The sequence below is a fragment of the Actinoplanes siamensis genome (genome assembly GCF_016862395.1).
Classification (GTDB): Bacteria; Actinomycetota; Actinomycetes; order Mycobacteriales; family Micromonosporaceae; genus Actinoplanes; species Actinoplanes siamensis.
On the sequence record NZ_BOMW01000044.1, the window covers coordinates 56,703 to 80,987 of the forward strand.

Sequence of the window (24,285 nt, forward strand, 5' to 3'; positions counted from 1 at the left end):
CCGGTGCGCACGCTCGGATAAGACCGCCGGCACAGGGCACACCGAAAATCTAGACATGTCGATGACGAGTGACGCGGTGACACCGCCCGTGGCCCCTGCGGACCGGCCCCGCCGGTGGCCGCTCCTGATCGGTAGCGTGGTGGCCGGCCTGCTGCTGGCCGTGCTCTGGTCCTACGAACTCGTCGACCACGTGATCGGCGACACCGTGGCCAACACCCTGCTGGACCGGGACGCCAAGGCGACCGCCATCGGGGGCACCGCGGCCGGCCTGCTCTTCGCCTTCGTTTCCGGGCTCGCCGGCACGTTCACTGCCTGCAACATCGCCATGGTCGCCTCGGTGGGCCCGATGAGCCAGGTCGAGGACGGGCGGCGGGCGCGGTGGGGCAGGCTGCTGCGGCCGGTGGGCTGGCTGACCCTGGGCATGGTGGCGGTGTCCGCGGCGTACGGCTTCATCGGGGTCCTGCTGGGCGACCGCCTCCCCCAGCTCTCCACCGGCGTGGTCGCCGGCCTGCCGGTGCGGCTCATCCAGTCGATGGTGGTCTTCGGGGTCATCGGGCTGGCGTTCATCCTGCTGGGGCTGGCCGCCGGCCGGTACATCCCCGATCCGTTCGCGCGCCGCCCCGTCGCCCGGGTGGTCCTCCTCGGCGCGCTCGTCGGCGGCTTCCTCATCGGGCGCCCGTACCCGCTGTTCAACAAGCTCTTCCACTGGACCGTCGAGACCGGCAACCCGTGGTACGGAGCCGGCGCCTTCGTGCTCCAGTCGCTGGGCAACGTGGCCATCGTGACCGTGCTGTTCGCCTCGCTCGTCATCGTCACCCGCGGCGGCTTCCTGCGCTGGCTGACCAGCAGGCCGTCCCGGACGGCCGCGATCAGCAGCGCCCTGCTGATCGCCCTGGGCGTGTTCACGGTGGTGTACTGGGACGTGCGGCTGCCGGCGATGTTCGACCACGGCTGGTTCCCGCGGATGCCGTACAACCGGTAGGTCGCCGTGCGGCGAACGCCGAACCGTGAGCCGCCAGGTGGCCCGCTTCCCGACCTGCCACCCGTCGATGCAGGCGACCTGCCTGGGTCGCGGCGGCGCGCGGCGGCCTGTCGCCGGGGGCGGTGGCGGCACGCCCGGCGGCGGGTCAGGCCGGTGATCGGAATCCGGAGCGGGCGGATGGAGAGAACGGTACGCGCCGCGGTTGCGGCGCGGCGCGGACCGTTTCCCGCGGAGGCGCCCGCCGGCTCCGGCGTAGAGGTGGTCTCCGCCGGAGGTGGCCGGTGCCGCCGCCTGCGATCCGTCCGGGAGGCGCCTCACCGGTGCCGTCCCGGAGGACGACGATCAGATCGGGGACGCCTCGACGGCGTGCAGGCTCATCGGGCACGGGATGTCGATCACGTCGGTGATCTCCAGCCCGGCCTGGCCGAACAGCTTCTTGTACGTGCCGAGGCGGCGCGTCTCGCCGCGGGTCATGACCATCAGCTCGATGTCCTGGATGGCCATCGCCAGCTCCTCGGCCGGGTCCCGCTTGACCTCCGGTTCCGGCATGAGCCAGGTGAACATGACCAGTTTGCTGTCCGGGCGCATCGCCGCGCGGATGTTGCCGAGCAGGCGCACGGCGCGCTCGTCGTCCCAGTCGTGCAGGACGCTCTTGAGCACGAACAGGTCCGCGCCGCTGACGACGGACTCGAAGAAACTGCCCGCCGCGACGCCGGCGCGGTCGGACAGACCGTTGCGTTCGAGCACGGCCGGCGCGTACCGGACCGCGTTCTCCTGGTCGAAGACGGTGCCGCGCAGGTGCGGGTTGGCCAGCAGGATCGCGGACAACGTGGTCCCGTCACCGCCCCCGACGTCGGTGACGTGCGTGAAGCGGCTGAAGTCGTAACCCTCGACCACCGCGGACAGCTGTACGGCGGAGCCGGTGGCCATCGTGTCGTGGAAGAGTTTGGCCAGCTCGGGGTCGTCGTCGAGATAGTCGAACAGGCCTTTGCCGTGCGCGTGGATGAAGGCGGGCGTGCCGGTGCGCACGGCGCCGGTCAGCGAGCCCCACGCCTGCCACACCGCCGGGTGTCCGTGCAGCGCATCGTGCGGGGCGCCCTGCCACGGAGCATCGGCGCGGAACAGCGCGCCGAGCGGGCTCAGCGCGTAGTGCTCGTCGTCCTCGGAGGTGAGCAGTCCGACCGCGACGGCCGCCCGCAGCACGCGGTGCAGGAACGGGCCGTCGGCCCGCACCGCCGCGGCGATCTCGGCCGCCGAGCGGGGGCCGTCGCCGATGACGTCGGGCACGCCGAGGCGGGAGATCACGCCGGTGATCTGGAAGGTCGCGTAGCCGAACACGGGCGGGATGATCTGCGCCAGCGGGGGCAGACCGATCGACTCATACAGCTCGGACAGGTCCTGACGCTGTTGCGCCTGCGCCATGAAGTAACCGCCTTTCGTACCGTAGCCGGGTGTTCAGCGTCCTACTGGCCACTCGAGACACCGTGGAGGCGACCGCCGGCGGGGGCCCGCGGCCGCCTCCGGCCCCCGCCCGGTCAGGCGGCGGGCACGACGCCCAGCGCATCCTTCACCTTGGCGATCATCTCGCCGGTCGCGGCGTTGGAGCCGGCCGAGGAGGCGCCCTGCTCGACCGCGACGGTGACGGTGCGCCGGAAGTTGTCCGCCTCCGCGGGGTCGCGGCGCTCGAGCAGAGCGACCGCGTCGCGCAGCGCCGGGAGCACCTCGTCGGCGACGTCCGCCGCGCTCCCCTTGGGCAGGTCGGCCTGGACCTTACCGGCCAGGGCCCGGCCGACCAGACCGGTCGCGCCGGTCAGGACCCTGGACCCGGCCACATTGATCTTCGTGGTGGCGACCGTGCTCGGGTAGGCCAGCGACACCAGGAGGACGGCTCCATGCGCCGCCTTCTGCAGAACCAGCTTGTCCGCGGTCTCCAATTCCTCGGTCATGGCGGTCTCCCTTCCGTGGGCGCCGGGCGGCGCCCTAGCTATCCCTCACAGTACTATTCATTTTATGGTTAAGCCAAGGGTCGGCCGCCTCTAGCGCCTGTCGAGCACGGGGAGTAGGTCCGCGAGCGTGGTGAAGTAGCCTGAACTGCTGACGGACTTCGACACCAGGGATGGACGATGACCACCTCGCCGGATCGCGCCGCACGCCGTTCCCCGCTGGCCATGGCCATCCTGTTGCTGCTGACCCACGAACCGATGCATCCGTACGGCCTGCGCCAGCGGGTTCAGGAGTGGGACAAGGACCGGGTCATCAACGTCACGCAGCGCAATGCGGTCTACCAGACGGTTGATCGGCTGCAGCGCAGCGGCCTGGTCCGGCTCAAAGAGGTCTCCCGGCACGAGAGGCGGCCGGAGCGCGCCGTCTACGAGGCGACCCCGGAGGGCGCCGAGCTCGCGCTGGAGTGGCTGGCCGACATGCTCGCCGTGCCCGTCCCGGAGTACCCGTCGTTCCCGGCCGCCCTCGCGTTCGTGCAGTCGCTGCCGCTCCCCGAGGTCGTGCGGGCGCTGGAGGAGCGGCAGCGGGCACTGCAGAAGAACATCGACGCCTGGCGGGCAGACGTGCAGTCCCGGGTGAGCCAGATCCCGGGCGGCGTCGACCGCATCTACCTGGCCGAGGTCGAGTTCCAGCTGGCCATGTGGGAGGCCGAGAAGCGCTGGGTGGCCGACTTCACCGAGGATCTGCGCACCGGCCGGGCCGGGACCGCTGCCGACGGCATTCAGGTCGCCGGCTGAGACCGGCCGCCGTCAGGCCCACATCGTGTAAACCTGCTCGTCCCGGATCGTGTACGCCTCCCGGTCGGCGAGACTGTTCACGATCATGGCGCTGCGCACCGAGAGCAGGCTGAGGTTCGGATCCGCGAGGCCGTGGGTGAACCGCCCCCGGTTCTGCAGGAACAGCTTGTGCGCCGTGGAGTGCTTCCACCGTACGGAATAATCCTGTTCGATCAGCGGCTCGCCGGCGTTGTCGGTCTCCACGAGCTCGTGCAGCGCCGCCGACAGGGGCATCGGCGCGGGCTCGCGCCCGGTCGCGATCACCACCAGCCCGGCGGTGTGCCGCTCCCGTCCGCCGGAGCCGCGCTCGCACCAGAGGCCGAGTCCGCCACCGGTGCTGCCGGCGCGCACCACGTCGCGGCCGGGCAGCAGCATCACCGGGGCCCGCCCGTCGCGCAGGAACGCCTCGTAGTTGGCCCGGTAGATCTCCTGCAGCGTGTCCAGTGAGATGCCGTCGCTGGTGTAGGCCTGTTCGGCCAGGTAGCTGCGCCGGACCTCATCCGGCAGCTGGTAGAAGAACTTCTGGTAGGTGGGCCGGTAGAAGTCGTTGGCCGGTGGCGAGTCGTCGAGCGGCGCGAACCAGTGCCGGCGGCCGAGCCAGCGGATGTCGCGGTAGCCACGGCGGATCAGGCACTGCACCGCCTCGGCGCCGGTCTGCCCGCCGCCGACCACGATGACCTGACCGGCCGGCGGGGCCTCGGAGCGGTTCAGGTGCGCATCGAGGTGCTCGGCCAGCACCGCGCCCTCGATCAGGCCGGTCCCGGAGCGGAAGCACTCCGGGACGCGCGGGCGGGTGCCCAGGCCGAGCACCAGGTGATCGGCGGTGGCCACGGCACCGTTGCGGCCGCGTACGACGAACCGGTCGGTGAAGTCCACCTCGACGACGTCCACACCGTAGTGCACCGTGCCCAGCTCACCGGCGGCCCAGGCCAGGTAGCGCGCGTACTCGACGCGGGGGACGGCGGTGAACTGGGCGTTGAGGAACGCGAAGATCCGGCCGGTGGTGACCAGGTAGTTGAGGAAGCTCAGCCGGTTGCACGGATCCACCAGGCTGACCAGGTCCTTGATCCACGAGTTCTGCAGGCGGGCGTCGGCGCCCAGCATCCCGGAATGCCAGGACGGCCCGCTCTGCCTGTCGAACAGGACGACCCGCTCCGGCAGGTGCCGGCCGGCGAGCGCGGCCAGGCTCAGGTTCGCCGGGCCGGCGCCGATGCCGGCCACGAAGTGGTGCGGCGTAGTGGTCTCGGGCATGCGGGCTCCCCCGGCCTCGACGGTGACGGACTGCTTCACAGCGGGATGTTGCCGTGCCGGCCGCGCCGCTGCGCGGCGGCGGCCAGCACCTCGGCGATGCGCCGACGGGTCTGGGCCGGTGCGACGATCTGGTCCACCAGACCCGCCTCCACGGCCCGGTGCACCCCGCCGGCCGTGCGGATCTGCTCCTCGACGAGCCGTGCCCGCAGTTGTTCGCGCTCGCCGTCGGATGCGGCGGCCAGCACCTTGCGGTGCAGGATGTTCACCGCGGCGGCGGCGCCCATCACCGCCACCTCGGCATCCGGCCAGGCCAGCACGGCTGTCGCACCGAGGCTGCGCGAGTTCATCGCGATGTAGGCGCCGCCGTACGCCTTGCGCACCATGAGCGTCACCCGCGGCACCGCCGATTCGGCGAAGGCGTGCAGCAGCTTGGCGCCCCGGCGCACCACGCCCTCCCATTCCTGGGCGACGCCCGGCAGGTACCCCGGCACGTCGACCAGGACGATCAACGGCACGCCCAGCGCGTCGCACATCCGCACGAAGCGGGCCGCCTTCTCGGCGCTCACCGAGTTCAGGCAGCCACCCAGCCGCAGCGGGTTGTTGGCCAGGACACCGACCGTACGGCCGGTGAACCGGCCCAGCGTGGTCGTCATGCTGCGCCCCCACCCGGCGTGCAGCTCCACCCCGGGCTCGTCGAGGATCCGGTTGACGAGCGGCCGCATGTCGTACGCCCGGTTCGCCCGCTCGGGCAGGAAGGCCGCCAGGTCGGCGCGCTCGTCGGCCTCGGCGACCGCGATGCGCCCGGGCCGCCCGAACAGGTCGACCAGCCGCCGGGCTACCGCCAGGGCGGCGGCCTCGTCGCCGGCGACCACGTGGGCGACCCCGGACTTGCCCGCGTGCACCTGCGGCCCGCCGAGCTGGGCCATGTCGACGTCCTCGCCGGTCACGGCGCGGACCACGTCCGGGCCGGTCACGAAGATCCGGCCGGCGTCGCTCATCACCACGATGTCGGTCAGGGCCGGGCCGTACGCGGCGCCGCCCGCGGCCGGGCCGAGCACCACCGAGATCTGCGGCACCTGGCCGGAGGCGCGGACCATGGCGGCGAAGATGCGGCCGACCGCGTCGAGGGCCAGCACCCCCTCCGGCAGCAGCGCGCCACCGGAGTGCCAGACCCCGACCACCGGCAGCCGCTCCCGCACGGCCAGGTCTATCGCCTCGACGATGCGGGCGCAGCCGTCGACGCCGATGGCCCCGCCGCGCCGGGTGGGGTCGGTGCCGAAGGCGATGACCGCGGTACCGCCGACGGCGCCGCGGGCGATGCGCACGCCGGACGGGTCAGCGGGGTTGAGCACCGCGACGGTGCCGCTGTCGAACAACCGCTCCATCCGCGCTTCCGGGCTTCGCGGATCGGGTTGGGCCACCGTGGTGACGCTGGTCGCACTCAAAGGATCTCCTGTCGCTGCGCCGCGGCCACGTCACTCGGCGACGCGGGTGCGGGTCGTCCACACGAACGTCTCCCCGGCTTGCGGCGGGCCGTCGCCGACCCGTTCGAAGTGGTCGTATCCACCGTCGCGGGCGATTTTGACCTTGCCGTAGGCGATCGCCTGCCGGCTGACCCGGACAGCTGTCGGAGTCGGATAGGGCCCGCCACGCAGCAGAACCTGGATCTCCTGCGGTGCGTCCTCGCGTTCGGCAGTGCTCATCGGCCGCCTCCTTCCGGTTGTCGCCAGCCGCCAACCTGGCGGCGCGTCCTCGTACGCCGCTCGAGACCGGCTACAGACCCGTCGACCAGCCGTCAAGCCCGTCGCCGGACAGCCGGCGAAGAATGGCAGACGCCCGTCCGGCACACCGCGGAGATCATCACAAGACCGTCGGAAATGGTGTCGGCAAGAGGCCGCCGTCGCAGGTGGACAGACGTTTCGGAGGGCGCGCAGAAGGGCCTCGAAACGCGATCTCCGCCGGGCCGCTCGAGGCTTGGTCGAGAGTCGCTCATGCACAAATGAACTTCTTCAATGCTTGCCCCTGCGAGTCGACCTAGGGCATAGTTGGCTTCGTCACCAGACAGTTACCGTGCGTTACGAATGCCTCATGGCCGGCACGGCAGCTCGTCAGTGGCCAGGGAACACGTATGTACCGTCACCGACGACGGCGCATCGGAGTGTTCAAGGGCACCTTTGGGGGGAGGAGCCTTGATGTAGGCGAACACCGCGGCTGACGACCTCGCCGATGTTTTCCCAATCAATTATCTCCGGGTAAACGGACACGATTCGGCATGCCCGTGAAGATCAGTAAAAAGTTCCTTTGAACAGCGCCGATATCGAGACATCGGCAGGACAAGAGAATTTCCCGGACCCCCGGGACACCGGGGGTCATTCATCTGTGCGCAGGAGTCGAACTACCAGAGGAGCGAGGCATGACGCTGGAAATCCGTCTGCTGGGACCACTGTCGGTCATCGTGGACGGCCAAGACGCAACCCCGACGGCGCCGAAGCCGCGACGTGTCCTGGCCCTGCTGGCGATGTCCGCCAACAGCGTCGTCCGCAACGAGAAGATCATCGAGGAGCTGTGGGACGACAACCCCCCGGTGAGCGTCACCACGACTCTGCAGACCTACGTCTACCAGTTGCGCAAAGTGCTGCACTTCCGCGTCTCCAGTCCGGCCGACCGCACCGGGCGCGGTGGTCAGCAGTCGCATTCCAGCGCCGCTCTGCACACCTTCTCCGGTGGATACATGCTGTCGCTGGACAGCGAGGCACTGGACTGTCTGCGCTTCGAACGCCTCGCCCGGCTGGGCCGGTCACGGCTGGAGGCCGGCAACGTGACCGAGGCCGCCCGGATCCTGCGCGAGGCCCTGCGGCTGTGGCGCGGAGCCGCTCTGGTCGACGTCTCCCCCGGGCCCATCCTGCAGATGGATCTGCTGCGCCTGGAGGAGATCCGCAACAGCGCGCTCGAAGCCCGCATCGAGGCGGACCTGCGCCTGGGCCGTCAGCACCAGGTGCTCGGCGAGCTGATCGGCCTGGTGGCCCAGCACCCCACGCACGAGGGCTTCCAGGCCAAGTTGATGGTGGCGATGTACCGGGCCGGACGGCGCTCCGGCGCGCTGCACGCATACCAGCACGCGCGGGAGGCGCTGGTGAGCGAGCTCGGCATCGAGCCCAGCAGCGAACTGCAACGACTGCATCGCGCCATCCTCGCCGGCGAGCTGCACCTGCCGGAGAACCTGCCGGCTCCCGCTCATCGGAGCTGAGCGATGAACCGGCTCACTGCACGTCACGCAGCATCCGGTACACCTCGTCACTACGCGTCCGGAGATGCTCGAGGTCGGCTTTGACCTCGCCCAGACGAGCCAGCAACTGCTGCTCGGCGGTGCGCGCCTCCTCGGCCAGCCGGCGGTATCCTTCGATCGCGTCCGCCGACGCCTTCGCCCGCCAGGTCGCCCCGAGCTGCGCGATGACGACTGTCACGATGATGCCCAGCAGCACGAGCGAGACCATGCCCGTCGTCGCGGTCTGCCACGTCATCTCAATCCCCCTCCACTTCGCGGCGCCGGCCCGGCGCGTTGAGCGTCTCCGCGGCGCGCGCCACCCGGTCCGGAGTCAGATGCAGCACGAATGGCTCGACCTCGACATAGCGGGTCGCCTTGCCGTCCGGCGACACTTCCAGCGCGCTCGTGACCAGCCCCGCCGCACTCAGACGCGCCAGATGAGCGTGCACCAGCGGCCGACTGAGGCGCACGGTGCGGGCCAGCTCGCTGACATACTGCCGCCCCGCGGTGAGAGCGGCCACGATCCGGAGGCGCTGGGGGTTGGCAAGGGCGCTGAGCATGGTCACGAGAACGTCGCCGGCGATGTCCTCTGTCATACGTCCACGACTCCGATCCGGCCGCCGCCCGGGGCATCGATCCCCCCGCCTCGGGCACCGCCAAGAATCATCAACACGCGTAAATAAATTCTGACAGGTGCCACCGCCGGAGTCAACGAAAACAGGCCGTTGAGCACCAACGGCCTGTTTCGATCTTCGCTGGTCAGGCGCGGGCCAGGACGGCGGCGCTCTGGAAGCCGCCGAACCCGCTCGCCACGCTCAGCACCGTGTCCGCGGCATGCTCGCGGGCGGTCAGCGGCACGTAGTCCAGATCGCACTCCGGGTCGGGGGTGTGCAGATTCGCCGTCGGCGGCACGACACCCCGGTCCACCACGAGGGCGCAGGCGGCCAGCTCGAGCGCGCCGATGGCGCCCAGGGAGTGCCCGATCATCGACTTGATGGAGCTAACCGGCACGCCGTACGCCCGCTGACCGAGACTGCGCTTGAAGGCCGCCGTCTCGTGCCTGTCGTTCTGCTTGGTGCCGGACCCGTGCGCGTTGATGTAACAGATGTCGTCCGGGTTCACCCGCGCCTGGCGCATCGCCCGGGTGATGGCCTCCGCCATTTCCCGCCCGTCCGGCTTGAGCCCGGTCATGTGGAACGCGTTGCTGCGCGCCGCGAAACCGCTGATCAGCGCGTACACGTGCGCCCCGCGGGCCCGCGCCGCCGCCAGATCCTCCAGCACCAGCACGGCGCTGCCCTCCCCGAGCACGAATCCGTCCCGGTCCCGGTCGAAGGGCCGGGACGCGGTCCGCGGGTTCGCGTTGTTCGGGGTGGTGGCCTTGATCGCGTCGAAGGCCGCCGAGCTGATCGGCGAGATCGGCGCGTCCGTGGCGCCCGCGATCACGATGTCCGCCGAGCCGTCCTGGATGAGCGCGGCGCCGTGCCCGATCGCGTCCATCCCGGAGGTGCAGCCGTTGGACAGCAGGACCGTCGGGCCCTCGGCGCCGGCTTCCCACGCCACCTCGACGGCCAGCGTGCTGGGTACCATGTAGCCGTACAGCTGCGGCACCGCGTACCGGTGGTCGACCAGCCACTCCCGGCCGTTGTCGGAGAGCACCACGTACTCGGTCTCCAGCCCGATCGTGCAGCCGACCGCGCTGCCGATGCTCACCCCGACCCGGGCCGGATCCCCGGCGGCCAGGTCGACGCCGCTGTCCGACACCGCCTCCCGGGTCGCCACGACGGCGAACTGCGCGGCCCGGTCCATCCGGCGCACCTGCCGGTCGGTGAGGCCGCTGGCCCTGGCGTCGAAGTCGACCTCCGCGGCGATCTGGGACCGGAACGGCTCCGGATCGTAGAACGTGATGCGGCGCGTCGCCGTGCGACCGGCCGTCAGCATCTCCCAGTACGGTTCACGTCCGACGCCGCCCGGCGCGACCACCCCGATGCCGGTGATCGCCACGTCCCTGGTCACGCCGTGCCTCCCACGGCCGGCTGCGGGGCGTCCGCGTCGACCGGCGGTTCCAGGTCGACGTGCCCCAGCGCGGGCCGCGGCGCCAGCGGCGAGAGGTGGAACACCGCCTCTAGCACCTGGGTGCCCGTGTTGACCAGCCGGTGCGGGCTGCCGATCGGGACGATCAGCGAATCCCCCGGCCCGAGCACGAACTCCTCCCCGTCGACCCGGATGGTGCCCGTGCCCGAGACCACGTGCAGGAACTCCTCCGAGTACGGGTGACAGTGCTCGATCACCACCTCACCGGGCCGCAGGCTCAGCCGCCCGCCGAAGCCGGACGTGGCGCCGGCGTTTGCCGGGCCCAGTGTGATGCGGATGTCCCCGCCCCGCCGCCGGTTCGCGGCCACCGTGTCCACGTGGATCCGCACCGCCCGCCTGCCGCCGCTCACCGGATCCGCCCCTCGGACGCCGTCCACACGTAGAACGGCGTGGCCATCGCGTGCTTCGGCTCCGACCACGCCGGGTCGTACGGGTACACGTGCTCGGCCAGACGCGTGTTGATGTCCTCGTAGAGCGGGTGGCTGCGGGCCCGGTAGAGGTTGGGCGCGATGTCGCCGTCCGCCTCGATCGAGTGGATGTAGAGGTCGTGGAAGGTGAACAGGGTCCGCCGGCTGACGCCGATCATGTGCGGAAGATCCGTGGCGTCCGACTCCGCGAAGATGTCGGCCACCGCCGCGGGGTCGTCCGACTTCCACTTCGCGATGATCAGGGTTCGGTGCATGAAGTTCCTCCCAGGAGACGTGCTGGCTCTTTCGACCATGGCAACAACGGCGGCTCAGGGACGGCTCGAGGGCAGCTCCCGCAGCACCTCGACGACACCGCACGACCAGCTGAAACCGGCGCCGACGGCCATCACCAGCACCCGCTGCCCGGGACGCAGCCGGCCGCTGGTGGCCAGGTGCGTCAGGCTGGCCGCCTGGTCCCCGGCGCCGAGGTGCCCCACCGTGCGGCTGAACGACCAGTTGGTCCGCTCGGCGTCCACGCGCAGGTGGTTCAGGTAGTTCAGCCGCAGCCGCCGCAGCCCGAAGTGCGGCAGCACGAACCAGTCGATCTCGCCGAGCTCGGTGCCGGCCTGCTCCAGCGCCGCCGTCATGGCGCGCTGCTGGCCGGCGACCACCTGGCGCAGCACCGCGGCGTTGCCCCGCTCGGCCACGAAATGGCGCTTCGGGGTTCCCAGGTCCACCGGCCGCGTGCCGGTGTGCACGCCCGGGCCCCGCGCGCTGCCCCTGCGGTGCATGCCCTCCAGGTCGCTGTCGCCGACCAGCACCAGGGAGGCCAGCCGCGCGAAGCCGCCCTCGGTGGACAGCACGACGGCCGTGCCGCCGTCGGCGTACACCGTGCCCGGATCGCTGCGCCAGCGGTCGAAGCCGGGCGCCGCGAACCGGTCGGCGGTGGTGACCAGCGCGTGGCGCCCGCCCCACCCGGACAGGTACCCGGCGGCCAGGTGGATCGCCGCCATGCCGCCGTTGGAGACCTGCTGGACCCCGATCGCCGGGCAGTCGTTGCCGAGCGTGCGCCGCTGCACGTACGACGCCGCCGACCACAGCTCGTTGCCCTGGTCGTACAGGTAGGCGTGCAGGACGACGGCCACCTCCGACGGCGGGCACCCGGCCTGCGCCAGCGCGGTGCGGGCGGCCCGCACCGCCATCTCGGCGGGCACGGTCGGCTCCTCGTCGATCGTCACCGAGGCCACCTCGCTGCGGCTCGCGGTCACCTCGTCGCAGTCACCACGCCGGACCGCCTCGGCAGCGGTCCTGGCCGGCGGCAGCCAGGAACCGACGCCGGCCAGGTACAGGTCCACCGGTCACCACCGCACCGGCCGGGCCAGGCCCGCGCCCAGTCGCTCGAAGCACTCCAGGTCCGCCTCGTCGCCGGCCGGGCGCGCGGGCAGGCTCGGCCGGACCAGGCACCGTCCCGCCAGGACCGCCGGATGGCGCCGGGCCAGTGTGGACAGCCACTGGCCGGGCCCGACCTCGATGAGCACACACTGGGGCACCTCCCGCAGCAGGCGCTCCAGGGCCGGCCAGAACCGGACCGGCGCCACGGGATGCGACGCCCAGAAACGGGCGTCGGTGACCTGCTCGGCGGTGAGCGGAGCGGCAGTGTACCCGGACATCAGGGTGGTCTTCGGCGCCCGCGCGGTCATCCGGGCGATCACCGGAACCGCCTGCTCGGCCACCTCCCGGAGCATGGGGCTGTGGAAGGCGGTGCTGGCGGCCACCGGGCGGAGGGTGAAACCGGCCGCGCGCAGGCGCGCGGTGACCGTGTCGAGCCCGGCGGCCGGGCCGCTGAGCACCACCTGCCGCGGGGCGTTCACCGCCCCGATCACCACGCCGTCCTCGAGGAACGGCAGGACCTGATCGGGGGTGGCGGCCACCGCCGCCATCCCGCCCGGCGGGGCCTTCGCCAGCCGGCAGATCCGGTCCCACATCAGATGTACGGCGTCACGCAGCTCGAAGACCCCGGCGAGCACCGCGCCGGCGATCTCGCCGACACTGTGGCCGAGCAGCGCGGCCGGGCGTACCCCCCAGGCACGCAGTTGCACGCCGATCGCGTAGTCGACGGCGAACAGCAGGATCTGGGATCGGATCACGTGCTCGATCGGCACCCGCGGAGTGGCGCTCAGCCAGTCCGCGCGGACCGCCGCCCCGTCCTTCCCGATCAGGGCGAACACCATGTCCATGGCCGCGCTGAAATCCTCGTGCCGGCCGTACAGGCCGGCCGCCATCCGGACGTGCTGGGAGCCCTGGCCGGGCAACAGGAACACCGCCGGCCGACCGGGATCCACAGGCGTTCCCGCGCTCACGTCGCCGACCTGCGCGGGATCGACCATTCGGCGATCCGCATCGACATGGCGAGCGCCTCGGTGGCGTGCTCGACCATCCGCGCCTGATAATCGGCCACCGCGTCGGCCAGCGGCTGCTCCCCGCGGTCGGCCCGCAGCAGCGCGGCGCCCAGTGCCGCGGCGTCGCGCAGGGCCACGTTCGCGCCGACCCCGCCGGAGGGCGGCATGGTGTGCACGGCGTCGCCGAGCGGCACCACCGGCAGGTGGTCCCAGGCCTTGACCGGCTCGGTGGCCCGCAGCGGGACCGCGAACGACACCCGGGCCTCGGCGTGCCGCAGGAACCGGCACACGTCCGGATGCCATTGCCCGGTGCAGCGCAGGACGACCTCCCACAGCTGCGGGCCCCCCATCGCGGCCAGCGCGTCGTCGGTGACGTCGAAGTCCTCCCGGTGCACGTTGAACACGCACATGTAGTAGTCGGCGGAGTCCGGCATCACCGCGCCCGGCACCATCCGGGCCGCCGTCTCCCGGGGCGGGTTGCGGAACACCATGGGCATGATGCCCAGGTGGGAGCCGCTGCCGCTGATGAGGTAGCTGAACCGGTCGCGCAGCGCGGCGGACATGTCGTCCTGCACCCGGGCGGTGATCGGGACCCGGCCGAAGATCGTGCGGATGCCGAGGTCCCGGGGCCGCGCGGTGTCCGGGTACGACTCCCGGACGGGCGAGGCCGCCCCGTCCGCGGCGACCAGCACGTCCCCGGTCACCGACGCGCCGCCGGCCAGGCGGACGGTGACACCGCCGTCCGCGAGCACCTCGTGCCCGACGACCCGCCCGCCGAATCGGACCCGGTCCTCGATGCCGGCCAGCAGCGCATGCCGCAGCGTGCCCCGGTCCACCGAGTCGATCCGGTCGGTCCGGCCGGTGCGCGGATCCGGGAAGGAGGGCGCCCACTGTTGGTTGAGCTGGTCGTCGTACGCGACCAGTCCCTGCCCGGAACGGGCGTTCGCGGTGGCCGCGATCAGGCCGGCCACCGCGGGCGGCACGCAGTCGCGCAGCGCCTGTTCCCCCTCGGGGCTGATGTGCAGCCGGTATCCCTGGTAGCGCGCGGCCACCGACGGATCCCGCTCGAACACGGTGACGTCCGCCCCGCCGGCCCGCAGTCGCTGCGCGAGCGCCAGCCCGCCGACACCGCCGCCGGCGACGAGGATCCGCAGCCCCCGTCGTTCTGGTCTGTCCCGCATGCCCTCGTTCCTCCCTCCCGGTCCGCGGTCAGTACGCCGCGGTCACCTCGTAGACGCCGAAGGCCCGTCCGGACTGCCGGTACGGCCGTAGCGGCGCGGTGTCGTCCCGGTGCGCCTCGCCCTGCTCCCACTTCTGGAAGGCGGACAGGTCGGTCCACGTGCTGATCACCACGAACTCGGTGGGGTCGAGCACCGAGCACATCAGCTCGTTGCCCAGCAGACCCGGTGTGCCGGCCAGGCGCCGGCTCACCTCGTGGTAGGCCGCGGCGATCCGCTCCGGGCCGGACGCCATGTGGAACAGCAGGACCCGGACCTCCCCGGTCACCGCGCGGCTTCCCACTCGGCGTGCGTGACGGCTGTCGCCGAACTCGGCAGGAACGCCACCACCTGCATGGTCGTCATGGTTCCGCCGGTCCGGAACGGGTGCAGCTTCTGCCGGTGGTCGAGGTGGCGCCGGCTGGTCTCGAACTCCCGGAACCGGGCCTCGTCCACCCAGTCGCTGACGATGTAGTAGACGCCCTTCTCCTCGCTGCGCGAGAGCCACTGGCCGAGATTTGCCGGATGCGAGGTGACCGAGTCGCCGATCTCGGTCCACACCCGCTCGAACTCGTCCTCCGCCCCCGGCTTGATCTGCATGCGCAGCATCACCCGGAACGCGCCGGCGCCGGCCATCAGGAGATCCCCCCGTCGACCGCGATCGTCGCGCCGGTGACGTACCGGGACAGGTCGCTGGCCAGCCACAGCACCGCACCGGCGACCTCGTCGGGCGTGCCCAGCCGGCCCAGGGAGGTCTTGCCCGAGTACCGCTCGACCAGGGCTTCGCGCTGCTGCTGCGGCAGGGCCTCGGTGGCCTCGGTGTGGATCACGCCGAGCGCGACCACGTTGCAGCGGATGCCGCGGCCGCCCAGCTCGCGGGCGAGCGAGCGGGAGAGCCCGACCAGGGCCGCCTTCGTGGCGGTGTAGTGCGCCCGCAGCGGGATGCCCACCTCCACCGACTTCGAGCCGACGCTGACCACCGAGGCGCCCGGGGCGAGCAGCGGCAGCGCCTGCTGGATGATCAGGTGTGCGGCGGTCAGGTTGACGGCAAGGGTCCGGTCCCACTCCGGCGCGGGCAGCTTCTCGTACGGCACGTGGCTGATCACGCCGGCGTTGTTGACCACCAGGTCCAGCCGGCCGAAGGTGGTACGCGCCTCGTTGACCAGCCCTTCCACCTGGGACCGATCGCCGAGGTCGGCGACCACCACCCGGTGCTGGCCGCCGATGTCCTTGAGCTCGCGTTCCAGCGACTCGGCGGCCTCGCCGGCCTGCTGGTAACACGTGATCACGTCGACGCCGTGCCTGGCGAGCGCCAGGACGACGCCGCGGCCGACACCGCGGGTGCCCCCGGTGACGAGCGCCTTCTTCCCGGCAAGGTCGAGGTCCATGGTGGTTCCTCCTGAAAAGGGGTCGGAAGGGGTTCAGAGAAGTGCGGTCAGGGCCAGGCAGTTGAGGGCGAACGCGGCGATCGAGAGGACCGCCCGGAGCCGGTTCCACCCGCCCCAACTGCGCCGGGGGTCGACCGCGGCGAAGTCGGCCGGCAGGTTGTCCGGGTCGAGGGTCCGGATCCAGCGGTTCACCGGCACGTTGCGGCTGATCGAGATGGCGATGCAGAGAGCGCCGAGCAGGCCGGCGAGGGCGAACAGCCACCGTGCCGGCGGCGGTTCGACGAGCACCGCGAGGGCCACGTCGCCGGCGCCGGCGACCAGCATGCAGGCCGGCATGAACGGGTCGTAGCGGCCGGCGAAGAAGGCGTGCGTGTAGACGTACCGGTCCGGTGGCAGTGTGCTCAGCAGCGGCCAGCCGCCCAGCTGGGTCCACATCATCACGCCGGCCGCCAGTCCGGCGGCGAGCAGGACGACGGGGATCAGAGGTGTGGTCACGGTCATCGGCCGGCTGTTCTCAGCGCACCGCTGACCGGTCCCGCGCGGCCGCCTCGACCTTGCCTTTGATCAGCTCCAGCTGGCGCCTGGTGTTGCCGTTCATCCGCGCCGTCATGGTGGCGTCGTCGACCGGGAGGCCGGGCTTCATCTCGAAGTCCTGCACCCACCGCATGCGCACGCCGGCGTCCGCCGGCAGGTACTCCCAGAAGATCGACATGTACTTGAAGACGCCTGTCTCCACCCGGTGCGACCGCACGGTGTGCGTGGTCTCGTCCGGGGTTCGGGCCGAGACCCAGCTCCACACCTTGCCGTCCGCGTCCGGGTGCAGCGCCAGCCGGAAGTACACCGTGCCGTCGCGCTCCTCCAGGACGGTGGCCTCGGCGTACTCGTCGAACAGATCCGGCCAGGACGGCACGTCGTTGGTCATCCGCCAGACCAGCTCGAGCGGCGCGTCGATCAGGATCTCGTTGTCGACGTGTCCGGACATCTCACACCGCCTGACCGGCGAGCTGCTCGTTGACGTACGACACAGCGGTGTGCGGGCTGCGCAGCCGCTCCAGCGCCTCGTCGTCGGAGATCTTCACCCCGAACCGGTGCTGGAGCTGGCTGGCCAGCTCGATGAGCGCGAGCGAGTCGTAGCCCATGTCGGCGAAGTCCATCTCGCTGCGGTCACCGGTGAGCTCGACATCGTCGTCGAGCCCGATGCTGCTGCGCATGATCTCGGTCAGGTCGTCGATGGTGATGTGCTTCGGCACGGTGCTTCCCTTCGGTTCACGAAAACGCCGGGACGGTCCCGGCTCACGGCGGACGGGGCGGCGGCTCAGTCCCGCTGCAGCACGACCGCGGCGGTGAAGCCGCCGTGGCCGCGCACGACGACCACGGCGGTGTGCAGCCGGCGCTGCCGCGGGTCGCCGAGGACGAGGTCGATCTCGCAGCCCGGGGCGAGCTGGGTGGTGGCGGTGGTGTGCGGCAGCACGTTGTGCCGCATGGCCAGCAGGGCGGTGGCCACGTCCAGGGCGCCGCCGCCCGCGTACAGCCGGCCGGTAAGCGTCTTGGGCGCGGTGACCGGCACCCCGCGGGCGCCGAATACCTCGGCCAGGGCCGCGGCCTCGTCCCGGTCGTCCTCGGGGGTGCCCATGGCGTCGGCGAACACCACGTCGACGTCGCGGGGCGCGATGCCGGCGTCCGCCAGCGCGCCCCGGATCACCCGGCCCAGCGCCCGCGGACGGCCCCGGCCGGGCGCCGGGTCGATGCCGGAGGCGTAACCCGCGATGCGGCCGTAGGGGATCCGGTCGCCGAGCGCCTCCTCGTCCTCCACGATCAGGATGGCGCCGCCCTCGCCGGGAAGGTAGCCGCTGGCACTCGCGTCGAACGGCACGTAGGCGCCGTCCGGGTCGTCCACCGTGGAGATCCGGCCGTTGGTGAGCTGGGCGGTGAGGCCGTACGGGCAGAGCGAGGCGTCCAGGCCGCCGGCCACCACCAGACCGGTGCCGGACCGGATCAGGCGGCGGGCGTGCCCGAGGCTGTCCAGTCCCCCGGCCTGCTCGTTGCAGACCACGCCGCACGGTCCGCGCATGCCGTACCGGATGGCGAGTTGTCCGGTGGTCGCCGCGTAGAACCAGGCGATCGACTGGTACGCGCCCACCCGTGACGGCCCCTCCTGGTACAGCCGGACCATCTCCTGTTGGCCGAACTCGGTGCCGCCGGAGGAACTGGCCGTGACGACCGCCATGTCGTACTCGGGCCGGGCAGCCGGATTCACGTCCGCGTCGGCCAGGGCCGCGTCGGCCGCCGCGATGCTCATGTGGGTCCAGACGTCCATCTGCGGGAGCAGGCGGCCGGAGACGTGGTCACGCGCGACGAAGCCGGGCACCTGCCCGGCCAGACGCACCGGGTACGACGCGGGGTCGAAGCGGGTGATCCGGCCGATGCCGGACTTGCCACGCAGGACCGCCTGCCAGTGGGCGTCGGTCCCGATTCCGGTCGGCGCCACCACGCCGATACCGGTGATCACGGCATTTCTGACCCCTGAGGCATTCATGGTCACCGATTGCCCTTTCCCCGTCTCCGCCGGTCTGACGTCGTCAGTCTCTGGCGGCACCCTGGAATCCTTCTCGAAGGGACCTCGACGGTCCGGCCCGTGCGCCGGCCGCGTCAGGCGAGCGCGACGGCGTTGCCCAGCAGGGCGAGCAGGGCCAGGCCGGTACGCAGCAGGTGCCAGCGCCGCCAGAGCGGGCGCGGGTCCTGCCAGTCGCCGGGCAGCCGGTCCGGGTCCAGCGCCTTGACCCGGCGGTTGAGCGGCACGTTGCAGAAGTGCGAGACGACCGAGACACCCACCAGCAACAGCGCGCACCCGGCGAACAGCTGCCGGGTGGGGCCGCCGGCGACAACCGCGAGCACGATGTCGAGCACCGCCGAGGTCAGCACGACGACAGGCATCGTGGGGTCCCAGTTGCGGCCGATCAGCCGGTGCGCGTACACGTACCGGTCCGGCGGCATGGCGAACAGCCCGGGCAGCACGCTGAGCGCGACGGCGAACAGCACGCCGGCCACCAGGCCGCTGCCCACCACGGCGAGCACTCCGAGAGTCTGCTGCAGCATGGTTTCCTCCTCCCGGCGGCGGCCGGTCCGCCGGCGCGGCCCGGCCGCCGCCGCGTCAGCGGGACGCGACGGGCGCCGCGGCGGTGAACTCGGCGAGCACCGCCGCGTCCTCGTCGCCGCGGCCGCCGCGCACCACTGTGGCGAAGCGCTCGGCGGCCCGCTCGGTCACCGGCAGCCGTACCTGGTGCTCCGCCGCCTCCGCGCAGGCCAGGTCCAGGTCCTTGCGCATCAGCTCGGCGCGGAAACCGGCCGGCCGATAGTTGTGCCCGGCCATGTATCCGGCCCGGAAGCTCAGCACCGGGGACCGCCAGCCGCTGTGCTCCAGCGCGGTGAGCAGGACGTCGCGGGGCAGTCCGGCGGCCTCCACCAGCCCGACCGCCTCGGCCAGCCCCGCCGTCTGCACCCCGAGCAGCAGGTTGAAGGCGAGCTTCACGGTGCTGGCCAGACCGGACCGGCCGACGTGCCGCACCTGCTGGCCGCACGCCCGCAGGACCGGGCCCACCCGCTCGGCGATCGCCGGGTCGCCGGCGGTGAGGATCCGCAGGCGGCCCTCACGCGCCATCGGCGGGTTGCCGATCACGCACGCCTCCACCCGGTCGACGCCGAGCGCCGAGAGACGTTCCCCGGCCGAGCGGGCGAACGTCGGCGAGACCGTGCTGGTGTCGACGACGGTCGTGCCGCGCGGCGGGGATCCGGCTCCGAACAGGACCTCGGTCACCGCCGCCTCGTCTGCCAGGCTCAGCACCACGACCGGCGCGGCGGCGAAGGCGTCCGTCGCGCTCGCCGCCACCGAGGCGCCGAGCGCGGCCAGCGGCTCGGCCCGCGCCGCCGTACGGTTGAAGACCGTGACGGCGAAGCCGGCGCGCAGCAGCGAGGCCGCCATGCCCGAGCCCATCGCCCCCAGCCCGATGACGGCCACCGACGGCCGCTCCGCGGCGCTCATGCGCCGGCCGCCGGGTGGGTCTCGACCGACAGCTGCGAGACCGGGCGCATCACCGCGTCCCGGAAGTACGCCTGGAACTTCTCCGGACTCGACGTGTCGCGCGGGGTGGCCAGGAACGGCTGCAGCTTCTCCTCGATCAGGTGCACGCCGCGCTGGGCCGCCACGTGCCGGCCGATGGCGGCGAAGTCCCCTTCGAAGTGGATGATCCGGACGACCACGTCCTCCTTCACGAAGACCGCGGTGCCGAGCAGCCGTCCGGCCGTCCGGCCCTCGCCGTCCCGGAAGTCGGGCGTGTCCATCCGCTGGAAGCCGGCGAAGATCTCGGCGATCTCGTCGTCGTGCCCGGGCTGCACCCGGTACATGATCGCGGCGTACGGCATCAGATTCCTCCGTCCACGGGCAGGGTCGTTCCGGTGATGTAGCGCGACGCGTCCCCGGCCAGGAAGAGCACCGCCGCGGCGACGTCCTCCGGCTGGCAGATGCGGCCCAGGGCGGTCATGCCGACGATGCGGCTCACCGCCTGTGGCGGCAGTCCCGCACCCGGCTCGGTCTCGGTCAGCGCGGGCGCTACCGTGTTGACCCGGATGCCGCGCGGTCCCACCTCCTTGCAGAGCGCACGGGTGAACCCGATCAGCGCCGCCTTCGAGGTGGTGTAGTGCACGCCGTTGGACCGCCCGCGCAGCGCCACCGACGAACCGATGTTGACCACCGATCCGCCGTCGGCGACCAGCGGCAGCACCGCCGAGGTGACCAGGTACGCCGTCGTGACGTTGTGGCCGACCACCCGGTCCCACTCCTCGTCACGGAGTTGGTCGAACGGCACGTTGCCGTCCACTCCCACGTTGTTGACCAGCACGTCCAGTCCACCGAAGGTCTCTTCGGCCGCCTGAGCCAGCTGATCGGCCCCGGCCCGGGTGGTGACGTCGGCGGCCACCACCCGATGGCCCGGGCCGCGCGCGTCGAGCTCGGCCTGCAGGTCCTTGGCCGCCTGGTCGGACGAGTGATAGCAGGTGAGCACCCGGGCGCCGCCGTCGGCGAAGGCCAGCACGGTGGCCCGCCCGATGCCCTTGCTCCCGCCGGTCAGCAGCACTCTCTTTCCGCTGACTCCGAGGTCCATGTCTCGATGTCCTCTCTCTCAGCCCGCGGCCGGCGCGGGGTCGGCGGCCACGGTGGCCGGTTCGGGGGCGAGCGCGGCGCTCAACCGGCGCCGGCCCAGGTGGAAGGCGATCCCGGCGGCCACCGCCAGGCCGCCCAGCACGGCGAAGTAGCGCGGCAGCGGGACTGTCGTGCTCAGCCGGGCGAGGGCGCCGTTGCCGACCCCGCCGCCGATGGCGGCGAAGAGCCAGTACATCCCCATGACCCGGCCCAGGAACGCCATCGGCAGCACCTCGGCGCAGGCCGCGATGCTGGCCGCGGCCACCACGATCTCGCCGACCGCGTTGCACAGGTAGCAGGCGACGAGCCAGCCCGCGGAGGCGCGTGCCGGTCCCGCGGCGGTCACCGCGGCCACCGCCATCAGCAGGAAACCGGCGCCGACCAGGGCGAGGCCGGTGGCGAGCCGGCCGGCCAGAGCGTGCCGCCGGCCGTACCGTGGCAGCACCGACGCCAGCACCGGCGCGAAGACCAGCAGTCCCAGCGGCGTCACCGCCTGCAGCCAGCTGGCCGGGACGAGGAAGCCGCCGAACTGGCGGTCGACCTCGTCACGGGCGAACGCGGTGAGCACCGACCCGGCCTGCGCGATGATCATCCAGAACAGCGTCGTGCCCAGGAAAACCAGCAGGAACACCCGCAGGCGACGGCGATCGGCCGCCCCGAGCAGCGGGTCACGGTGGAGCCAGACGTAGCCGCCCACGGTCAGCAGCAGGCTGACCAGGCCGACGACCGCGACCCCGCCGAGCACGCCGACGCGCCCGGTGACCGCACCGGCGACGAGCGCCGCCACCAGCAGGCCACCCACCGCCGCCCAGACACCCACCCGGCGGCGTTCGGCCTCGTCGAGCGGCCGGCGCGGCGACGTGCCGGCACCATCGAAGCCCGGCGCGGTGACCAGCAGCCACACACCGCAGGCCGCCATCACGGCCGCGCCGAGCCCGAAGCCCAGCTGCCAGTCGACCCGCTCCCCGACGAACCCGGTCACCAGAGGCGCCACCAGGGCGCTGAACTGGGTGCCGACGTACATCAGCGAGATGCCCGACTCCCGGGCGGCCTGGTCGGGCAGCAGGGTGTTGACCAGCGCCTGATGGTTGGGTTTGAACAGGGCCCCGCCCACCGCCACCACGGCCAGGCCGGTCAGCGCCGCCCCCGGCCACGGACACGCCAGCATCGCGTATCCGGCCGCGCTGAGCATGCTCCCCCCGATCAGCGCCGGGCGCTGGCCCAGGACCCGGTCACCGAGCCAGCCGCCGAGCAGACTGAGCGCGAACATCAGCGAGACCCACATGCCGAACAGCGCGGCCGCGTCACCGATCGACAGCCCGAGGCCGCCGTCGGCTCGCGCGCCCGCGGCGAACAGCACGAGCACCGCGTGCATGCCGTAGTAGCCGAACCGCTCCAGGGCATCGGCCACGAACAGCGACCGGTACCAGGCGGGCATGCGGGACAGGCTGACCTGTCCGGTGGGCGGCCCGGTCACGACCGGTGTCCTGAGGCGCGTGCCAGCGCGCCGGCGAGCATCTCGTCCGCGTCGGTGACCGCACCGGCCGAGCGCCACGCGACGAACGCGTCCGGGCGGACCAGCACGGCGCCGCCCGGCGACACGTCGTACGCCGTGGCCCAGTCCACGCCGTCCGGCCGCAGGTCGCCGTCCTCGGCGATCACGTAGTTGCGCAGCGGCACACCCGTCTGCTTGGCCGCCCGCTCGGCCGCCTCCGTCCACGCGGTGCCGGAGCTGCCGGTGAGCAGCACGAAGCGGTCCCAGAACAGGTCGATCGTGGAGATCCGCTCGCCGTCGCGCCGCAGCGGGACGTGCGGGGCCCGGGTGCCCGGTTTGCCGTCCAGGACCAGGGCCGGGGTGAGCACCGCGGCGTCCGGCTCGACGCCCAGGATCCCGCTCGAGATGTACCGGTAGCCCAGCGTGATGATGATGTCGTCGACCATGGCCGCCCGGGTCGCCTCGTCGGCGTACCCGTGCCGGATCCGGTTGCGGATGATGGCCTGCTCGGCCATCGCCCTGCCGACCCGGCGGCGCTCGGCGTCGTACGTGTCGAGCAGCGCCGGGCCGCCCGTGCCGCCGAGCACCGCGGCGAGCTTCCAGGCCAGGTTGTGCGCGTCGTGGATGCCGGTGTTCGCGCCGAACCCACCGGCCGGCGGGTGCACGTGCGCGGCGTCCCCGGCCAGGAAGACCCGGCCCACCCGGAACGTCTCGGCCACCAGTTGGGCGCCCTCCCACGGCACCTTCGCCATCACCTCGACGTCCAGGTCCGCCTTGCCCGCGCCGGCCCGAAGCAGCTCGACGCAGCGCTCGTCGGTGAAGTCCTCGGGGCCCTCGCCCTTCTCCGGGAAGTAGATCGGGGCGGCCAGCCAGGGGTCACGGCCGTGCAGCCGGGACAGGCCCATCGAGACACCGGGCGCCGCGGTCGCGTAGCAGAGGATGAACTTGCGGCCCTTGAGCAGGTTCTCCAGCTCCGGGGCGCGGAAATAGATGCTCATCGCGTGGAAGACCGCGCCGCGTCCCTCACGCCGCACACCCAGCAGATCGCGGGTGGTGCTGGACGCGCCGTCCGCACCGATCAGGTACTTCGCCCGGACGGTGAGGACCTCACCGGTCTCCCGGTCGCGGGCGATGGCGGTGACTCCCTGGTCGTCCTGCTCGATCGACTCCAGCTGCGTGCCGAACCGCAGGTCGCAGCCGCCCTGCCGGGCGTACTCGGTAAGCACCACCTCGTAGCGGTCCTGCCCGCAGCCCATCACCCGTTCCGGGCTGATGCCCGGACCGTCCAGCGAGGGCGACTCGAGCACCTCGGCGTCGTCGATCTCGGCGTACGTGTTGACCCGGATGATCCCGCCCTCGAAATAGGGGTGGGAGTCGCCCATCTCGAGCGCCCGGATGTCGGCGCCGATCCCGGCGGCCCGGAACAACTCCATGGTGCGTGCCTGCAGGCCCGGGGCACGGGGCAGCCGTGAGGTGCCGCTGCGTTTCTCGACCAGCAGGGTACGGATTCCGTGCCGGCCGAGGAACAGGGCGGCGGACAGGCCGACCGGCCCGGCCCCCACGATCAGCACGGGAACTTCGACGGTTGACATCCACATTCCTCTCTGCCGGTGGCGCGCGGCGCCGCGAATCCATCGGCACGGTCGTCGCCGCCGGATCACCGGCAAGAGACAGTGCTACGCACCCCCGCTCGAGAATCTCTGGCGCAGCAGTCCGGCGCTGCTGGGGCGGTACGCGCGGGGGCCGGCTCCACAGCACGTCGAGTGGTCCTCCACAGCCGCTCGGCAGGATCCCGACGCGGCGGTACCCGATCGCCGGC

Annotated in this window: 29 protein-coding genes; 3 read left to right on the plus strand and 26 right to left on the minus strand. The window is 72.2% G+C overall.

The features are described 5' to 3' along the window. Nucleotides 1-55: 55 nt before the first annotated feature. The gene (locus Asi03nite_RS22820) at nucleotides 56-982 is read left to right on the plus strand and encodes a hypothetical protein (RefSeq protein ID WP_203682473.1); all 927 of its coding nucleotides are present in this window, start codon (nucleotides 56-58) and stop codon (nucleotides 980-982) included. Nucleotides 983-1,324: 342 nt separating this feature from the next. On the opposite strand, the gene Asi03nite_RS22825 is transcribed toward Asi03nite_RS22820, so the two are convergent. Both Asi03nite_RS22825 and Asi03nite_RS22830 read right to left on the minus strand, forming a co-directional pair. Then, nucleotides 1,325-2,404: a methyltransferase gene (locus tag Asi03nite_RS22825; RefSeq protein WP_203682474.1), complete on the minus strand. Its 1,080-nt coding sequence runs from the start codon at nucleotides 2,402-2,404 to the stop codon at nucleotides 1,325-1,327. A gap of 113 nt (nucleotides 2,405-2,517) precedes the next feature. Next, nucleotides 2,518-2,928, minus strand: coding sequence for a hypothetical protein (locus Asi03nite_RS22830; RefSeq protein WP_203682475.1), 411 nt, complete (start codon nucleotides 2,926-2,928; stop codon nucleotides 2,518-2,520). A 177-nt stretch (nucleotides 2,929-3,105) separates the two neighbouring features. Between Asi03nite_RS22830 and Asi03nite_RS22835 the strand changes: the two genes are divergently transcribed. Further along, nucleotides 3,106-3,720, plus strand: a complete 615-nt coding sequence (locus Asi03nite_RS22835) for a PadR family transcriptional regulator (protein WP_203682476.1) — start codon at nucleotides 3,106-3,108, stop codon at nucleotides 3,718-3,720. A gap of 12 nt (nucleotides 3,721-3,732) precedes the next feature. Here Asi03nite_RS22835 and Asi03nite_RS22840 read toward each other — a convergent pair whose 3' ends face one another. From Asi03nite_RS22840 to Asi03nite_RS22850, 3 genes are all read right to left on the minus strand, one after another. After that, nucleotides 3,733-5,010 (minus strand): lysine N(6)-hydroxylase/L-ornithine N(5)-oxygenase family protein, encoded by a 1,278-nt coding sequence (locus tag Asi03nite_RS22840; RefSeq protein ID WP_203682477.1) that lies wholly within the window; start codon nucleotides 5,008-5,010, stop codon nucleotides 3,733-3,735. Nucleotides 5,011-5,045: 35 nt separating this feature from the next. Beyond that, nucleotides 5,046-6,395: an acyl-CoA carboxylase subunit beta gene (locus Asi03nite_RS22845; protein ID WP_203682530.1), complete on the minus strand. Its 1,350-nt coding sequence runs from the start codon at nucleotides 6,393-6,395 to the stop codon at nucleotides 5,046-5,048. A gap of 90 nt (nucleotides 6,396-6,485) precedes the next feature. Then, nucleotides 6,486-6,713 (minus strand): DUF5988 family protein, encoded by a 228-nt coding sequence (locus tag Asi03nite_RS22850; RefSeq protein WP_203682478.1) that lies wholly within the window; start codon nucleotides 6,711-6,713, stop codon nucleotides 6,486-6,488. Between the two features lie 710 nt (nucleotides 6,714-7,423). Here Asi03nite_RS22850 and Asi03nite_RS22855 point away from each other — a divergent pair. Next, nucleotides 7,424-8,257: an AfsR/SARP family transcriptional regulator gene (locus Asi03nite_RS22855; RefSeq protein WP_203682479.1), complete on the plus strand. Its 834-nt coding sequence runs from the start codon at nucleotides 7,424-7,426 to the stop codon at nucleotides 8,255-8,257. A 13-nt stretch (nucleotides 8,258-8,270) separates the two neighbouring features. Here the strand turns inward: Asi03nite_RS22855 and Asi03nite_RS22860 are convergent, their stop codons facing one another. The 21 genes from Asi03nite_RS22860 to Asi03nite_RS22960 form a co-directional block, all read right to left on the minus strand. Then, a complete protein-coding gene (locus Asi03nite_RS22860) occupies nucleotides 8,271-8,531 on the minus strand; it encodes a hypothetical protein (RefSeq protein WP_203682480.1) in 261 nt (86 codons plus the stop codon). Nucleotide 8,532: 1 nt separating this feature from the next. Next, on the minus strand, nucleotides 8,533-8,871 hold the full coding sequence (locus Asi03nite_RS22865) for an ArsR/SmtB family transcription factor (protein ID WP_203682481.1): 339 nt from the start codon (nucleotides 8,869-8,871) through the stop codon (nucleotides 8,533-8,535). A gap of 163 nt (nucleotides 8,872-9,034) precedes the next feature. After that, nucleotides 9,035-10,288 (minus strand): beta-ketoacyl-[acyl-carrier-protein] synthase family protein, encoded by a 1,254-nt coding sequence (locus Asi03nite_RS22870; RefSeq protein WP_203682482.1) that lies wholly within the window; start codon nucleotides 10,286-10,288, stop codon nucleotides 9,035-9,037. Continuing rightward, on the minus strand, nucleotides 10,285-10,716 hold the full coding sequence (locus Asi03nite_RS22875; protein WP_239102866.1) for a cupin domain-containing protein: 432 nt from the start codon (nucleotides 10,714-10,716) through the stop codon (nucleotides 10,285-10,287). Before Asi03nite_RS22875 ends, Asi03nite_RS22870 begins: the two co-directional genes overlap by 4 nt. Beyond that, entirely contained in the window at nucleotides 10,713-11,048 is a 336-nt protein-coding gene (locus Asi03nite_RS22880; protein WP_203682483.1) for a TcmI family type II polyketide cyclase, read from the minus strand. The genes Asi03nite_RS22875 and Asi03nite_RS22880 overlap by 4 nt, the downstream gene beginning before the upstream one ends. A gap of 54 nt (nucleotides 11,049-11,102) precedes the next feature. Continuing rightward, complete coding sequence (locus Asi03nite_RS22885; protein WP_203682484.1) at nucleotides 11,103-12,128, minus strand: ketoacyl-ACP synthase III family protein; 1,026 nt, start codon at nucleotides 12,126-12,128, stop codon at nucleotides 11,103-11,105. 3 nt (nucleotides 12,129-12,131) lie between these two features. Then, nucleotides 12,132-13,160: an acyltransferase domain-containing protein gene (locus Asi03nite_RS22890; protein WP_203682485.1), complete on the minus strand. Its 1,029-nt coding sequence runs from the start codon at nucleotides 13,158-13,160 to the stop codon at nucleotides 12,132-12,134. Continuing rightward, nucleotides 13,130-14,353: an FAD-dependent oxidoreductase gene (locus Asi03nite_RS22895; protein ID WP_203682486.1), complete on the minus strand. Its 1,224-nt coding sequence runs from the start codon at nucleotides 14,351-14,353 to the stop codon at nucleotides 13,130-13,132. Before Asi03nite_RS22895 ends, Asi03nite_RS22890 begins: the two co-directional genes overlap by 31 nt. A 28-nt stretch (nucleotides 14,354-14,381) precedes the next feature. Beyond that, the gene (locus Asi03nite_RS22900) at nucleotides 14,382-14,678 is read right to left on the minus strand and encodes an antibiotic biosynthesis monooxygenase family protein (RefSeq protein ID WP_203682487.1); all 297 of its coding nucleotides are present in this window, start codon (nucleotides 14,676-14,678) and stop codon (nucleotides 14,382-14,384) included. After that, nucleotides 14,675-15,025, minus strand: coding sequence for an antibiotic biosynthesis monooxygenase family protein (locus tag Asi03nite_RS22905; protein ID WP_203682488.1), 351 nt, complete (start codon nucleotides 15,023-15,025; stop codon nucleotides 14,675-14,677). The genes Asi03nite_RS22900 and Asi03nite_RS22905 overlap by 4 nt, the downstream gene beginning before the upstream one ends. Beyond that, the gene (locus tag Asi03nite_RS22910) at nucleotides 15,025-15,777 is read right to left on the minus strand and encodes an SDR family NAD(P)-dependent oxidoreductase (RefSeq protein ID WP_203682489.1); all 753 of its coding nucleotides are present in this window, start codon (nucleotides 15,775-15,777) and stop codon (nucleotides 15,025-15,027) included. The genes Asi03nite_RS22905 and Asi03nite_RS22910 overlap by 1 nt, the downstream gene beginning before the upstream one ends. Before the next feature lie 33 nt (nucleotides 15,778-15,810). Beyond that, entirely contained in the window at nucleotides 15,811-16,278 is a 468-nt protein-coding gene (locus Asi03nite_RS22915; protein ID WP_203682490.1) for an anthrone oxygenase family protein, read from the minus strand. 13 nt (nucleotides 16,279-16,291) lie between these two features. After that, nucleotides 16,292-16,759 (minus strand): SRPBCC family protein, encoded by a 468-nt coding sequence (locus Asi03nite_RS22920; protein ID WP_203682491.1) that lies wholly within the window; start codon nucleotides 16,757-16,759, stop codon nucleotides 16,292-16,294. Between the two features lies 1 nt (nucleotide 16,760). After that, nucleotides 16,761-17,027, minus strand: coding sequence for an acyl carrier protein (locus tag Asi03nite_RS22925; RefSeq protein WP_203682492.1), 267 nt, complete (start codon nucleotides 17,025-17,027; stop codon nucleotides 16,761-16,763). A gap of 65 nt (nucleotides 17,028-17,092) precedes the next feature. Then, nucleotides 17,093-18,286: a ketosynthase chain-length factor gene (locus Asi03nite_RS22930; protein ID WP_307834023.1), complete on the minus strand. Its 1,194-nt coding sequence runs from the start codon at nucleotides 18,284-18,286 to the stop codon at nucleotides 17,093-17,095. A gap of 140 nt (nucleotides 18,287-18,426) precedes the next feature. Further along, complete coding sequence (locus Asi03nite_RS22935) at nucleotides 18,427-18,873, minus strand: anthrone oxygenase family protein (protein WP_203682493.1); 447 nt, start codon at nucleotides 18,871-18,873, stop codon at nucleotides 18,427-18,429. 55 nt (nucleotides 18,874-18,928) lie between these two features. Continuing rightward, nucleotides 18,929-19,816 (minus strand): NAD(P)-dependent oxidoreductase, encoded by an 888-nt coding sequence (locus tag Asi03nite_RS22940; protein WP_203682494.1) that lies wholly within the window; start codon nucleotides 19,814-19,816, stop codon nucleotides 18,929-18,931. Further along, nucleotides 19,813-20,196: a SchA/CurD-like domain-containing protein gene (locus Asi03nite_RS22945; protein WP_203682495.1), complete on the minus strand. Its 384-nt coding sequence runs from the start codon at nucleotides 20,194-20,196 to the stop codon at nucleotides 19,813-19,815. The genes Asi03nite_RS22940 and Asi03nite_RS22945 overlap by 4 nt, the downstream gene beginning before the upstream one ends. Then, the gene (locus Asi03nite_RS22950; protein WP_203682496.1) at nucleotides 20,196-20,933 is read right to left on the minus strand and encodes an SDR family NAD(P)-dependent oxidoreductase; all 738 of its coding nucleotides are present in this window, start codon (nucleotides 20,931-20,933) and stop codon (nucleotides 20,196-20,198) included. Before Asi03nite_RS22950 ends, Asi03nite_RS22945 begins: the two co-directional genes overlap by 1 nt. Nucleotides 20,934-20,951: 18 nt before the next feature. Continuing rightward, nucleotides 20,952-22,409, minus strand: coding sequence for a peptide MFS transporter (locus tag Asi03nite_RS22955; RefSeq protein ID WP_203682497.1), 1,458 nt, complete (start codon nucleotides 22,407-22,409; stop codon nucleotides 20,952-20,954). A gap of 35 nt (nucleotides 22,410-22,444) precedes the next feature. Next, nucleotides 22,445-24,058, minus strand: coding sequence for an FAD-dependent monooxygenase (locus Asi03nite_RS22960; RefSeq protein WP_203682498.1), 1,614 nt, complete (start codon nucleotides 24,056-24,058; stop codon nucleotides 22,445-22,447). Between the last annotated feature and the right edge of the window lie 227 nt (nucleotides 24,059-24,285).